Genomic DNA, 14,317 nt, shown 5'->3' with positions numbered 1-14,317 from the left:
CGACAAGCATAAGACAAAGGCCGGTAAAGGTTGGTTTTTACCTTTATTGGACTTTGGCTTATGACCTCGAGGGGCTAACGCCTGGAACTAGACAACACGAAATGTGGAAGGCGTTTGCTCAGCCCCGACAAGCATAAGACAAAGGCCGGTAAAGGTTGGTTTTTACCTTTATTGGACTTTGGCTTATGACCTCGAGGGGCTAACGCCTGGAACTAGACAACTCAAAAAAGACAAGCTTATGTTTTACCTTAGTTCTTCTCACACTAGTAGCATATTCCGTTACATCTATACATGAATCCAAGATTTTTGAACATAAAAAAATCCCTACTGTTTGCACAGTAGGGACGAACTTTAAATTCGCGGTACCACCCTAGTTATTAGCTGTTTTACTAAAACTTACTAATATCTTCATTTCATAACGGCTCTTCACCGTCTTCCCCTCACAATTTGTTTCGAAGAAGAAGCTCGTGGATTGTAATTCATGACGTTTTATGTACTGATTTGCACCAACCATCAGCTCTCTGTTACAGGGAAAACTTCACTACTTTAGTTCCATTCATTGCTTATTATTATTTAATTAAATTATATTCTTAAAATAAAAAAGTCCCTACTGTTTGCACAGTAGGGACGAAATATTCGCGGTACCACCCTAAATTATTAGTATTAAAAACGATACTAATATCTTCATTTCATAACGGCTCTTCACCGTCTTCCCCTCACAATTCGTTTCGAGGAAGATGCTCTAGGATCGTAATTCATGTGTTCTATGTACTGGTTTGCAGCAACCACCAGCTCTCTGTTACAGGGAAAACTACACTACTAAAATTCCTATCATTGCTTTTCGTGATTCAATTAATACATACTTTATTCCTATTCTTCGTAAATGTCAACACTTTTTAACTTTTATTTTTTTGAGGTTTTTATTATTCTAATATAATAAAGTCCTTTACCTATAGAAGTATCTAGTTAGAAATATACTTTAGACTCACAAACTAAATATTAATTACGTATCTCGTTTTATAGTAGTATCACACTTTTTCTGTCTTGCCTAAACAAGGATTTGTCAATCAATAAAACGATAAAGTCTATTATCCAGATTATTTACTAGTACCGTAATCTTATTCACGCCAAATATTTTCGCCCTTTAATATTCACTTAATTTTCCGTTGAAAATTCACTTAGTTTAATCAGCTTCATCTTTTTGAAAGAAAAGAAAATAATATTATATTAATAAAGTTTGTCCCCGACACATTTACTAACTTCTCTAATAAATGTATAGATATGTTTCCTTTTATTGAGTTAACTAACATATGGTATCGGTGTTTGAGCAAACATACTGCAAGTTAAAATTACATGCTCAAAATTGGTCGATTAATTTACAAAGTTTTTGCAGATTAAAAATTAATAAATTTCTTTCGAATATTGAACCGTTTGGAAATATTTGGTATTGTATACTTAATTACTTAGAAATATTTATCTAATTATTTATTTTAGGAGAACTTATGTTAGGAATGGTTGTAGTTTTACCCGTTGCAATTTTAATGATTGCTGGAATTATTTATGGTGTAATCAAATTAATTAAAAGAACTCGCTATTAATTAAATTAAGCAGGAAAAAAATTATAGTTTTGAAAGGGGAGTAATCGTATTCGAGTTACTCTTTTTTTATTTAATTGGGGACTAGACATTTTCCTAGAGTAATACTCTTTAAATTTAATCATATTGACAATCTTCTTATATAAAATATAATTAATTTATAATATGTTAACTAATAAATAAAATAAGTTAACATACAGAGAGGGAGATATAGCAATGCAACAAGAAAGATTAAAAATGCTTATTAATTCAGCTTTATTTGCAGCAATTATTGGTATACTATCTCAAGTATCTATTCCTTTACCCTTTTCTCCTGTTCCAATCACAGGACAAACACTAGCAATCGGCTTAGCAGCAACGATTTTAGGTAAAAAATACGGAACAATCTCGTTACTTCTTTATTTAGCACTTGGAGCAATCGGAATTCCGGTTTTCGCAGGTGGTGCTGCGGGGTTTGGCGTACTAGTCGGTTCAACGGGCGGTTATTTAATTGGATTTATTCCAACTATTTTCATCATCGCTTACTATATTGAAAAAACTAAGTTCACAGTCTTAAATGCAATGATTGCAAATACGATCGGAATGTTTGTTACGTTAGTTTTTGGTACTGTGTGGTTAAAGATTGCAGCTTCTCTAAGCTGGCACGATGCAATGGCTTTCGGTTTTTATCCTTTCATTATTCTTGGATTAGTAAAAGCATATGTAGCATCTGCATTAGGTGTTATTATTGGAAAACGTTTAGCAAAAGCTAATTTATTAAAACGTGATGAAATTTCAGCGTAATACAAAAAGAGCTCATTTTTATGATGTGAGCTCTTTTTATATTGTTGAAAGGGAGTTTAGAAATAGAATTCTTCAATACATTTTAGATGTATTAACCCTTTGTTTATTCTTCAAATTAAAAATCAATTTTATTATTTTCAAAACTAAATAACCTAATCCACCGCCAAGTGTATTTAATATCAAATCATCAACATCAAAGCTACCTAGCCCAAATAATAACTGAAGTATTTCATAAGTTAAACTTAAAATGAAAGTCGCTTTTAAAATTGATTTCAAACGATCATACTTCTTAACTATTAACGGCAACAAGAAGCCAAATGGCATAAACCCGATAATATTGCCAGCCAAATTACTAATTCTAATATCAAAATTAATATCAGCCAAAAACAAATAAAAAGTAATCGTTTTGAATGGAATAAAGTTATTTGATCTCCACCAATGATCTCTAGTGAAATTAAATTCTAAATGGCTAATAAATTGTGATACTGGTAAATATTTAAATAGAATTCTTTCAGTAAGAATCATTAAATACAAACAGATTAATAGTAATAATATTATTTTGATAATTTTATTCATCTTTTAAAATCTCCGTCATTTTATACATTAAATAATACCATATATTTCTATTTTTTATAGATGGTTTCTCAATTAATATGTCTTAAATTCAAAATCCATTTAGTTTTGCTGCAAAACTCATTAAAGTTACTAAAAAAATAACCACTCAATTGAGTGGTTGCTTCATTGTACATCAACAGCTTTAACGACTGATCGATCTCCTTTTTGTTGGACTGTAACAATATACTTAGACCCACCTTTATTGTATTTGTCCATTTGGCTTTCAGGGATGTAAAAACGACTTAGATTATGATTGATTACAATTTCTTTTTCTTCTCCAATATATGTGTATTGAATAGTAGCTTTAATGTATTTTGAATGCTTTGGACGATGATCCGTTACATAATTTAATTGATAGATATCGTTTTGCCCTTTTTGAAAGACGATATAAACGTTTTCCCCTTCTTTCGGCTTACCATTACCTTTCCAATCCTTCATTGTTATTGAGTCAAAATCATATGAAAGGGCTGCATAATGTCCTAATAAAGGTTCTACAGGATCCAAACTCTGTGAATTTATTTTAAACGTATCGGCTGATTGCTTAAAGTACATTATGTTTCCAAGTAAAGCTAGTAATAAAACAAATTGAATGATTGAAAGCAAAAGTAATTTCTTCTTATTTTGCATGTTCATCACCTCTTGCTTTTTTCGATTGGGTATAGACAAAATATAAAATTACTGCAAGGATAATAAACACAATTGATTTACTTATAAACGAAACGGCAAATCCTGTATAAATTCCAATTACGAGTGTAGCAAATGTGATAAAGCCTATAATAATGCTTCCTTTTTCCTGACCTGATACACCTTTAAATAAACGTATACATGAATAAGCAAATAATATTAATACGCCTACAATCATATTTGCTAATTTATCTTGAACTCCTAGAATCGGTAATAAGAATATAAATAAGAAGATCCAAAGATAATTATTAAACGATATATTGTCCTTCCATTTCTTGTAAACAGTATAGATTGCTAGTAAAAGGATTAATAGAATGATCGTATCAAACAGTGGTACTGCAATCGGCTTTAAAAATCCATGCGAAAATTCCTTTTGCATCTCGTGAACTGCATCATATGATCCTCCAAAAATTGAAGTAATAAAAGTAAATAGCCATACAAATATTGTAAATACAGGTAGAAGAACATAATCTATAACGCCGCGCTCATTTAAGAACCATAGAATAAACACTACTACAATAATCGGCGTTATATATTGGCGATCTGAAAATGTTTGGAAAAACATAATGACAATATATCCCATAAATGAATAATTAAAGCTGGCATTCCACCTGTTCTTCATGATTTTCAAGAAATAAATTGAGCAAAGTAACAATGGAATTTGAAGAAGATAAACATGTGCCGTTTCTAATCCAGCACTATAGCTCAAACTAAAAAATCCGATTCCTAAGAAAAGATAATAAAACATTTTATGCTTTAACACATAATAGTAAAGAAACGCGAGCATTGTCCAAGTGATCAAAAATACTGGACTGTTACTTGTAAATTGATACATTTGTACAATTAAAACAAATGCACATGCGTACCCAATTACATTAATAAAGTTTAAACAATGTCCAAACAATTCTTTTCCCTTTTGATAGCTTATAAAAGCAACTGCATGGAAAACTAATAATGTTATAAAAATAATGACTAATCTCATGGTTTGGCTAAAGTCGTTCCAGTTACTACCCACAAGCGCTAAAATTGAAAATGCTACAAGTAAGGCAATTAAAAATGGCACAATATCCCCTAAAAATGATTGCTTTTCAGCTTTAGCCCGGTGCCTTTCATACTCAACTATTCGATTTAATGATTCTTCATCTAGTAAGTTATTCTCGTGCCATTCTTTTAGCTTCTGATCTAATTTACTCATGTAATCCCCCCCCCTTTTAGTAGCAGTATATAAAAATACTTCCATTACTATTATAATTTCTTAATAAAACATAAATTACCTCTAAATCTAAAATTTTAGGAGAATATGTTTAATCAAACGTTTGTTTAAAATGTAAATTCTTCCACTAAGAGCTAAATATGACTACCTGAATTTTCATATAGATATTTGTGAAGTATGTCCTCTAACTAATCCTAATTAATCATTTCATTCTATATCAATACAAAAAAACAGCCCTATCTCTAGGGCTGTTTCATCATCTTTTATACAGGATAAACACCATGCTTTTTCGTAGCAGGAGTTTCATAAGATTCTGAGTAATATGCAAAACGTTTAATTAGCTCTGTACGTAGTTCTTCTGGTTGAATGACTACATCTACAACTAGCTCAGACGCTAAACGGTAAATATCGATATCTTCAGCATACTCTTTACGTTTTTCTTGGATAAAGGCAGCTTGTTCTTCTTTTGGTAAGTTTGCAATTTTATTTGCATATACTGCGTTTACAGCAGCTTCAGGACCCATTACAGCGATTTGAGCAGATGGGAATGCAATTACACAGTCTGTTTCAAATGCTGGGCCTGCCATTGCGTAAAGTCCAGCACCGTAAGCTTTACGAACGATAACTGAGATTTTTGGAACAGAAGCATTACTCATGCTATAAAGCATTTTTGCTCCATGGCGGATAATTCCTGCACGCTCTACTTTAGTACCAATCATGAAGCCAGGTACATCCATTAAGAATAATAAAGGAATATGGTAAGCATCACATAAATTAATAAATTTAGCTGCTTTATCAGCTGAATCATGGAATAATACGCCACCTTTAACTCTCGGTTGGTTAGCGATAATCCCTACGCTACGTCCATCTAATCTAGCAAAACCAGTCACTAGTTCAGGTGCAAATAGCTTTTTAATTTCGAAGAATGAATCTTCATCAACTACTCGGTCAATAAATTCATAAATAGAAAATGGTACGTTTTGATTGCTTGGAATAATTTCTGCTAAAGACTTCTCCTTTTGTACAGGATTTTTCGCCTCAACAACAGGTGCCCCTTGCTTGAAATTAGTCGGTAAGTAAGATAAATAATCTTTTAACTTAGCAATCGCTTCTTCTTCTGACTCACATAATACATCTCCACAGCCTGAAACTGAACAGTGCATTCTAGCTCCACCCATTTCATCGAGCGTAACTTTTTCACCAATTACCATTTCAGCCATACGAGGTGATCCTAAGTACATTGAAGAATTACCTTCAACCATAAATACAGAATCACAAAATGCAGGAATATAAGCTCCACCTGCAGCAGAAGGTCCAAATAATAAACAAATTTGAGGTACTTGACCTGATAGCTTAATTTGGTTGTGGAATATACGTCCAGCACCACGTCTACCTGGGAACATAAATACTTGATCGGTAATACGTGCACCTGCAGAGTCCACTAAATAAATTAGAGGTACAAGCATTTTTAAACATGTTTCTTGAATGCGGATAATCTTTTCTACTGTTTTTTCGCCCCATGAACCTGCTTTTACAGTCGAATCATTCGCCATTACACAAACAGTACGGCCATTAATTTTACCGATTCCTGTTACGATGCCATCTGCTGGAAATTCGTCATTCATACAGTTTGCAAAGAAACCATCTTCTACAAAACTGTCTTTATCTAAAAGTTGATTAATTCTTTCTCTTGCAAAGAGCTTACCAATTTTGGCATTGCTCTCATGATATTTTTCTTTCCCACCAGAAAGTATTTGTTCTTTTCGAGCTTGATATGTTGCTTCGTTTGACATGCAATTACTCTCCTTTATATTGCGGCTTACGCTTTTCTTGAAATGCTACTAAACCTTCCATACGGTCGTTTGTATGCAGTAAAGTTTCATATTCATAAGTTTCTAATCTTAGTCCTAAATCTAAAGGAAGATCGAAACCGCGTTGAATCGCCTTTTTTGCTGCACGGATTGCAAGAGGACCTTTACTTGCGATCGTTTCGCACATTTCAAGCGCCTTATTTTGTAATTCATCTATTTCAACAACATGTTCTAGAATTCCGTAGCCTTCAGCTTCAAGTGCATTTAAACGTTTGCCAGTAAAGATTAGTTCCTTCGCTCTTCCAAGTCCAATTAAACGTGGAAGCCTTTGTGTACCACCAGCACCTGGAATAATCGCTAAAGATGTTTCTGGTAAACCAACGATTGCTTCTTTATGAGCAATTCTTAAATCACATGCTAAAGCAAGTTCTAGTCCACCACCTAAGGCAACTCCATTGATTGCTGCTATTGTTGGCATAGGTAATCTTTCAACTTTTTCAAAAAGTGTCCCGATTTTTTCAACAGTTTCTCGAGCCTCACTCTCAGTCATGCCTCTTCTTTCTTTTAAATCAGCACCACTACAGAAATAAGATGATTCACTACCAGTAAATATGACAGCACGTACAGATGATTTCTTTAACTCATCCATTTGGCTATGAAGAGCATCTAGTAACTCACGTGATAATGAATTAGCTGCATTTGTACGATTTAATGTAAGAATTCTAATATGACCGATATCACTTACTAATAAACTTGATTCCATTTAAATACTCTCCTTTGAACCATTCCATACGGAAAATAGCTTACTAACTGGTGTTAAGTTCATTTGTTCAGAGATATATGAAGTAGCTTGTTGAAGTTTCTTTTCATCCACATTAGTTGTAATTCCTAAATTATGTAGTAATGAAACAACATCTTCAGTAGCTACATTTCCACTAGCTCCTGGTGCATATGGACAACCACCTAGTCCACCATTTGATGAATCAAATTTTTCAATTCCAAATAGTAAAGAAGTATATAAGTTTGCAATAGCACGACCATAAGTATCATGGAAATGCATAGCAATTCGATTAATTGGTACTTCTTTAACTAGATTTTCTAAAAATTGATTTACCTGAAGAGGATTAGCAATTCCAATTGTGTCGCCTAAGGAAATTTCATCTACTCCACATTCAAGTAATTGGTTTGCAAGTCTGATCACCTTTTTTTGGTCTACAGCACCCTCATATGGGCAACCAAAGACAGTTGAAATATATGCTCTAGTGGTCTTTTTATTATTTTTACATTCTGTAATCATAGAGCGAATATCGTTCATTGAATGCTCGATACTCGCGTTCTTGTTTTTTAAATTATGTGTTTCGCTAGCAGATACAAAGAAATTAATTTCATCTGCATCTACTTCAAATGCACTCATTAGCCCTCTTTTATTAGGAACAAGAGCTGCATAAGTAACCCCATCTTTTTTCTTAAGCTTCGTAAATAGATCTACCGAGTCACTTAATTGAGGAATCCAGTCTGGTCTCACAAATGAAGAAACTTCAATATAAGACAAACCACTCTCTACTAATAAATTGATCCACTCAAGCTTCTGTTCAGTGGAAACAAACTGTTTTTCATTTTGCAAACCATCACGTGGACCTACTTCTCTTATAAAAGCCGATTGAGGTAGCTTCATCACTAATAGCTCCTAACCTAGTTTTTCAACTTGAATTAAAGAGTCGCCCTCGTTTACAAAATCTCCTTCGTTAACGAAAACATTTACGACTTTACATTTATAAGGAGCAGTATGCGGAATTTCCATTTTCATGGATTCTAAGATTACATAATCTTGATCACTACTAATTTCGTCTCCTACAGATACAAGACATTTCCATACGCTTCCAGCCATCATTGCAGTTAAGTTTTCCATTTTTAATTACCTCATTTCACTTTTTGATATTCACTAATAAAACTTGTTGTATAGTCGCCTTCTTGGAATGCATCCGTTGATAGAATATCAATCAAAAACGGCAGATTTGTTTTAATACCTTCAATTTCTACCTTTTTAAGATAATTGTGCAGTTGAATTACAGCTTCTTTTCTTGTATTAGCCGTAACAATCACTTTCGCTAATAGTGGATCATAAAACGGTGATACAACCCATCCATCATAAAGATGTGTATCAATACGTACACCAATCTCCTCTGGGAAGTTACAGTGTTGAACTGTTCCTGGCGATGGGAAGAAAGTTTTAGGATCCTCAGCATACACCCTTACTTCGATAGAGTGACCATTCATTTCTACATGAGTTGGACGAATTGGAAGTGTTTCACCAAATGTGATACGGAACTGCCATTCAACTAGATCAATTCCTGTAATTCCTTCCGTTACACCGTGCTCAACTTGTAATCTAGTATTCATTTCTAAGAAGTAAATATTTTCTTTTTCATCAACTAAAAATTCAATTGTTCCCACGTTTACATATTTCATTTGATTAGCTATTGTTAGGGCATATTCTTCAAGTTTCTTTCTACCTTGTGGAGAAAGGAATGGTGATGGTGCTTCCTCAACAACTTTTTGGTTTCTTCTTTGAATAGAACAATCTCTTTCAAAAAAGAAAACAGCGTTACCATGAGAATCAGCAGCGATTTGTGCTTCAATATGTCTCGGTTTAATAATCGCTTTTTCAATGAATACATCATCATTCGCAAAAAATTGAAGTGCTCTCGTTTGTGTTGTTAAAAATTCTTTTTCTAGCTGTGCTTCGTTTTCGATTAACTTCATACCGATTCCGCCGCCACCACTAGAAGCTTTTAACATAACAGGATAACCAATTTGCTCTGCTATTTCTCTCGCTTCTTCAACTGATTGAATTGGGTGAGAGTTTCCTTTAATTAATGGAATGTTTAATTGCTCCATTATTTGTCTAGCTCTAATTTTTTCGCCCATCATCTCTAAATGCTCTGGCTTAGGACCTACAAATAAAATACCTGCTTCTTTACATTTTCTAGCAAAATCACTATTTTCTGATAAGAAACCATAACCAGGATGAATAGCTGTTACATTATTTTCTTTTGCAATTTTTATAATTAAATCTGCGTTTAAATACGTATCTTTTGTATGATTACCTTTTAAAGAAAATGCTTCATCACTTAACTTAACATGCAAACTTTCCTTATCAGCATCTGAATAAACTGCTACAGTTTGATAACGAAGCTTTTTACATGTTTCAATAATTCTACATGCGATTTCCCCGCGGTTTGCAATAAGTATTTTGATCATATTCTCTCTCCTTATCGGCATCCTAATTGACGTGCAATTACCATACGTTGAATTTCTGACGTACCTTCACCAATTTCAAGTAACTTAGCATCACGCACTAAACGTTCGATGCCATACTCTTTCATGTAACCATATCCACCATGAATTTGTAATGATTCATTCGCAATTTTGGAAGCGATTTCAGATGCGTATAACTTAGCGAATGCCGCTTCTTTCGTAAACGGTTTTCCATTGTCTTTTAACCATGCAGCTTTATGCACCATATTTCTTGCTAACTCAATTCCCATAGCCATATCAGCTAATTTAAATTGAATAGCTTGGAAACTAGATAAAGGTTGTTTAAATTGTTTACGTTCTTTTGCATATACTAATGCTTTATCAAAAGCCTTCTGTGCAATACCTACAGCAAGTGCTGCAATTGAAATTCTACCACCATCTAATGTATATAAGAATTGGCCAAAACCTTTATCAGGATTGCCAAGAATATTTTCTTTTGGAACACGTACTCCATCTAATACAATTTGAGTCGTATTAGAAGCACGAACACCCATCTTGTCATAAGGATCTGTAATTGTTAATCCTTCTGAGTCAGTTGGTACGATAAACGCACAAATATTTTTCTTTCCTCTTTCATCAATAGAAGTATAAGCAGTTACGATAATTGTGTTAGAATACTGAGCATTTGTAATCCAGCATTTTTCACCAGTAATCACATACTCGTCACCGTCTAAGACCGCTTTTGTTTGTGTTCCACCAGCATCAGAACCCGCATTTGGCTCAGTTAAACCGAAAGCTCCAAGTGTTTTTCCTTGCGCCATAGGAACTAAGAATTTTTGCTTTTGTTCCTCTGTACCGAAATAATAAATTGGAGAAGCACCTAATGAACATGTTGCAGCAAAGCTTAAACCTGTTCCTCCACATGCACGCCCTATTTCTTCTACAGCTAACGCATAACTAATCGTATCGCCACCGCTACCGCCGTATTCTTCAGGGAACGGAATTCCTAATAAACCTAATTCACCCATTTTTTTGAACGTTTCAATCGGGAATTTGCTATCACGATCAAGTTCCTCTGCAAAAGGCTCAATTTCCTTCGCTGCGAAATCTCGTACCATTTCTTGAATCATTTGCTGTTCTTTAGATAATAAAAAATCCATGTGTTAGTCACTCTCCTTTTAATATTTAGGTACGTTTTAAAAAACGTAAGAATGTCTCCAACTGCAGCAAATAGCAGTGGAGTCCCATATTTCGTGTATAAGAAATAAATATTTTAGTCTTACAATTGATAATATTCGATATTTTCTACCATTTCCCTTTAATCTATGTTCGACAAATTGAGACAAAAGAGGAAAGGTTAGGAAAAGTGGGAGGATCGTGGGGATGTAGTCTGAATTACTGTTGAACGGTGGGCTGTGAATAAGTCTTGGGGGTGTGCAAATAAGAAGACAGTTAGTGCAAATAAATCTCAGAGAACTGCAAATAAAAATGGCAAATCTACAATTAAAATAACGATATCTGCAATTAAAATCATCAAAACCGCAATTAAATTCGTTAAATCTGCAATTAAAATGAAAAATTATCCACACCAGTTAAGGTATTACACACTAAAAATGGTACAATAGTTGACCTTTTCAAATGGAAAACTAGCAAGTTGCTCTCATTTTGTTTAAATCTATCAAAAAATTAATCATTTCAACTAGATACACCTACTGTTTATTCACATCCTCAGATTGTGCAATATTAACTTGCGACCTATTTATTAAAAACAAAAAAGACATACCCCTAAGTACAGAGATATGTCCTTCTTGATTAATTATTGATATCTAATAATATTTTACCAGTACTTTGTCTGCTTTCAATTAATCTATGGGCACTAACTACATCTTCTAACGAAAAATAGTGTCCTATCTTTATATTTAGAAGTCCTTCGTTTATATATCGTAATACTTGATTTGCCGTTTCCTTCAATGACTCTGGTCTTTCTTTCCTAGTTGTACCTAAACTAAAACCAAGGACAGATCGACAGCTTGAATGTAATTCACTTGTTTTAAAATGGCCAACTTCACCACTGGAATTTCCAAAATGAACTAGTCGCCCGTATTTAGCTAAGCAATTAATGCTTTGTTCTGAAATTCTACCTGCAACTGAATCTAAAATAATATTAGCGCCAATTCCATCAGTTAACTCATTTACTTTTTCTGAAAAGTTTTCTTTCTCATAGCAAATCACATGATCCGCACCAGCGTTTAATGCATACGCTATCTTCTGTTCACTTCCTACTGTTCCAATAATCTTACCAGCACCTAAAATCTTTGCCACTTGGATAGCAGTTGTACCTACACCACCAGCAGCAGAATGAATTAATACCGCTTCTCCTTTTTCAATTCTAGCTAAATCAGCTAAGAGTTTATACGAAAGAAATGATACAGTTGGACAAGCTGCAGCTACATCAAATCCAACTGATTCAGGTATATTGAATGTTAAATTTTCATTTGCTACAACGTACTGAGCGTATGAACCACCTACTGGAAAAGCAACTACTCGTTGTCCAACTTGAAACTGTTTCACATCGGCACCTACGACTTCAATTGTTCCAGCTACATCTAAACCAGGAATAAACGGGAATTTTCCTTTGCCCTTTTTTCCGTATCTTGCTTTTACATCTGCAAAGTTCACACTGGCTTTTTCCACTTTAATTAATATCTGTTTCGAATTAATTGATGGTACTTCCATATCAACAACCTTTAAAACTTCTGGTTTTCCAAACTCGGTCACAACAACTGCTTTCACTATCTCCACCTCACTAATGCCACTTTACTATTATTTTACCTCTAAGAATGTTGAACGAATAATATCAATTTATTACTTTCACCGTTATCCCTTTTTGCCTCCTCCTTTTTAACTAAAATACTTAATAACGAGAATGATTAATGATAAAACATTACCCTTTTGAAAAAATATGGTAGTTTTATTAGAAAATACTAATATAATAGAAAATGTTCTTACTGGAAGTACTATCTGTTCTCATAAAATTTAGTTCGACTCGACTTTTGCAGAAGTAACGAAACTTCCTAGAACAGATAATTAGATACAGGATATTTCTAAGTATTACTAACATACGTTGGAGGAATTATGAAACTAAAAATTATACTAACAATTCTAATATTGGCACTCATCATAAGTGGGGGATATGGTTTTTATTTGTATGCATGGGACCCAAGTGAAAAGGTTTCGGTAAATGAAGATGAACTAACAAATGCTGGTTTCTTAAAAGATAAACGAGCAGTACTTTTCTTTTCAACTACCGCTGACCAAGATTCAAATGATGGTGGTACTAGCTATGCAATGTTCGTTGATGAGAAAGGACAAGCGAACAGTATTAAAATGGACGGTTTAGAGTTGGGTAACATCACTAAAAGCACTAGTCAAGTATTTATAGAAGATAAAAATCGAATACAACTGATCGGTGAGAAGTATAAGACTGTTCATTTAAAGAAAAGTCAGTATACAGGAGAACGTTCTGGCTATTTACCAGGTAAAGATTTATTCTTTAGCATTTATAATACAGGATTTAATAAAAAGGGCGGATATGATTCCGATGTTCGATATGGAAATGCAAATGGATTTAAAACAGGTACTATACCTAGTTACCTTGTGTCTTCTGGTGTAGAAGGTGACAATGTTTACGTTTTAGCTAACGACCAAACTAAGCCTAAAGAGTTTGAGTTAAAGGAAGTAATCTTAGATAATGAATTTAGCCTTAAGGATTTAGCTAAGGTGGAAACTCCTAGTGAAGTAGCTGCGGAATCAGAAGTGTTAGCTGATCAAAATTATTTTTATGTCATTATGGGAGCAGCAAAAGATGATCATAATAAAGATGACCTTTTAATAAGGGTAAATAAACAAACAAAAAAACAAGATATCTTTCCACTTGTGCATTATGCTGGAGTGAACGACGTAATTGAAACGATCGTATTTAATGTTAGACAATCTGCATATATCTTCAAAGATGAGCTTTATTTTGTTGATGGATTAGGTGATGTTTATACATTTAATACAAAATCAGAACAAATTCAAAAAAAATTCTCGTTTGTTGATGCTGATCAAACTAAAGTTGGTTATAACGAGCAAGTTTACTTCCAAGATGATCGTGTTTATTATTTTAGATTTAATCCTAAAAGCGAAAAGTATACAATAGATGTTTATAGTCTTCTAACTGGAAAACAAGAATCCCAACAAGAAATTACTGGTATAAAAGAGGTTATGAACCAAGTGCAAAAGAGAGGAAAATCTATTTACTCTTATGGTTTCATGATGTTAAGTAAATAATAAAAACAAAGGGCCAACGATGGCCC

Annotated in this window: 12 protein-coding genes and 2 other annotated features; of the genes, 2 read left to right on the top strand and 10 right to left on the bottom strand. The window is 33.6% G+C overall.

What is annotated here, in order from left to right:
- Positions 1-337 precede the first annotated feature (337 nt).
- Positions 338-569, bottom strand: a binding site (T-box leader).
- 51 nt (positions 570-620) lie between these two features.
- Positions 621-844: a binding site (T-box leader), on the bottom strand.
- 967 nt (positions 845-1,811) lie between these two features.
- Complete coding sequence (locus ACFWM3_RS02890) at positions 1,812-2,378, top strand: biotin transporter BioY (protein WP_097975141.1); 567 nt, start codon at positions 1,812-1,814, stop codon at positions 2,376-2,378.
- 72 nt (positions 2,379-2,450) lie between these two features.
- Here the strand turns inward: ACFWM3_RS02890 and ACFWM3_RS02885 are convergent, their stop codons facing one another.
- From ACFWM3_RS02885 to ACFWM3_RS02840, 10 genes are all read right to left on the bottom strand, one after another.
- Positions 2,451-2,954 carry a VanZ family protein gene (locus ACFWM3_RS02885; protein WP_056469693.1) on the bottom strand — a complete coding sequence of 168 codons (504 nt, stop codon included), beginning with the start codon at positions 2,952-2,954 and terminating at the stop codon, positions 2,451-2,453.
- A 162-nt stretch (positions 2,955-3,116) separates the two neighbouring features.
- Positions 3,117-3,620: a GDYXXLXY domain-containing protein gene (locus ACFWM3_RS02880; RefSeq protein WP_390310124.1), complete on the bottom strand. Its 504-nt coding sequence runs from the start codon at positions 3,618-3,620 to the stop codon at positions 3,117-3,119.
- Positions 3,610-4,872 carry a DUF2157 domain-containing protein gene (locus ACFWM3_RS02875; protein WP_056469691.1) on the bottom strand — a complete coding sequence of 421 codons (1,263 nt, stop codon included), beginning with the start codon at positions 4,870-4,872 and terminating at the stop codon, positions 3,610-3,612. The genes ACFWM3_RS02880 and ACFWM3_RS02875 overlap by 11 nt, the downstream gene beginning before the upstream one ends.
- Before the next feature lie 281 nt (positions 4,873-5,153).
- A complete protein-coding gene (locus tag ACFWM3_RS02870; protein ID WP_390310123.1) occupies positions 5,154-6,683 on the bottom strand; it encodes an acyl-CoA carboxylase subunit beta in 1,530 nt (509 codons plus the stop codon).
- A 4-nt stretch (positions 6,684-6,687) separates the two neighbouring features.
- Entirely contained in the window at positions 6,688-7,464 is a 777-nt protein-coding gene (locus ACFWM3_RS02865; RefSeq protein WP_390310121.1) for an enoyl-CoA hydratase-related protein, read from the bottom strand.
- Positions 7,465-8,376, bottom strand: a complete 912-nt coding sequence (locus tag ACFWM3_RS02860) for a hydroxymethylglutaryl-CoA lyase (protein ID WP_390310119.1) — start codon at positions 8,374-8,376, stop codon at positions 7,465-7,467.
- A gap of 12 nt (positions 8,377-8,388) precedes the next feature.
- On the bottom strand, positions 8,389-8,610 hold the full coding sequence (locus ACFWM3_RS02855; protein WP_056469678.1) for an acetyl-CoA carboxylase biotin carboxyl carrier protein subunit: 222 nt from the start codon (positions 8,608-8,610) through the stop codon (positions 8,389-8,391).
- Between the two features lie 11 nt (positions 8,611-8,621).
- Positions 8,622-9,962 carry an acetyl-CoA carboxylase biotin carboxylase subunit gene (locus tag ACFWM3_RS02850; protein ID WP_390310117.1) on the bottom strand — a complete coding sequence of 447 codons (1,341 nt, stop codon included), beginning with the start codon at positions 9,960-9,962 and terminating at the stop codon, positions 8,622-8,624.
- 11 nt (positions 9,963-9,973) lie between these two features.
- Positions 9,974-11,119 (bottom strand): acyl-CoA dehydrogenase family protein, encoded by a 1,146-nt coding sequence (locus ACFWM3_RS02845; RefSeq protein WP_056469671.1) that lies wholly within the window; start codon positions 11,117-11,119, stop codon positions 9,974-9,976.
- Positions 11,120-11,771: 652 nt separating this feature from the next.
- Positions 11,772-12,752 carry a quinone oxidoreductase family protein gene (locus ACFWM3_RS02840; RefSeq protein ID WP_390310115.1) on the bottom strand — a complete coding sequence of 327 codons (981 nt, stop codon included), beginning with the start codon at positions 12,750-12,752 and terminating at the stop codon, positions 11,772-11,774.
- A 342-nt stretch (positions 12,753-13,094) separates the two neighbouring features.
- On the opposite strand from ACFWM3_RS02840, the gene ACFWM3_RS02835 reads away from it, so the two are divergent.
- Complete coding sequence (locus ACFWM3_RS02835) at positions 13,095-14,291, top strand: hypothetical protein (protein WP_390310113.1); 1,197 nt, start codon at positions 13,095-13,097, stop codon at positions 14,289-14,291.
- Positions 14,292-14,317 lie beyond the last annotated feature (26 nt).

The sequence above is a fragment of the Gottfriedia sp. NPDC058432 genome, assembly GCF_042721555.1.
Classification (GTDB): Bacteria; Bacillota; Bacilli; order Bacillales; family Bacillaceae_G; genus Gottfriedia.
Note: the sequence above shows the minus strand (reverse complement) of the source record. Positions and strands in the feature narration are given on the sequence as shown.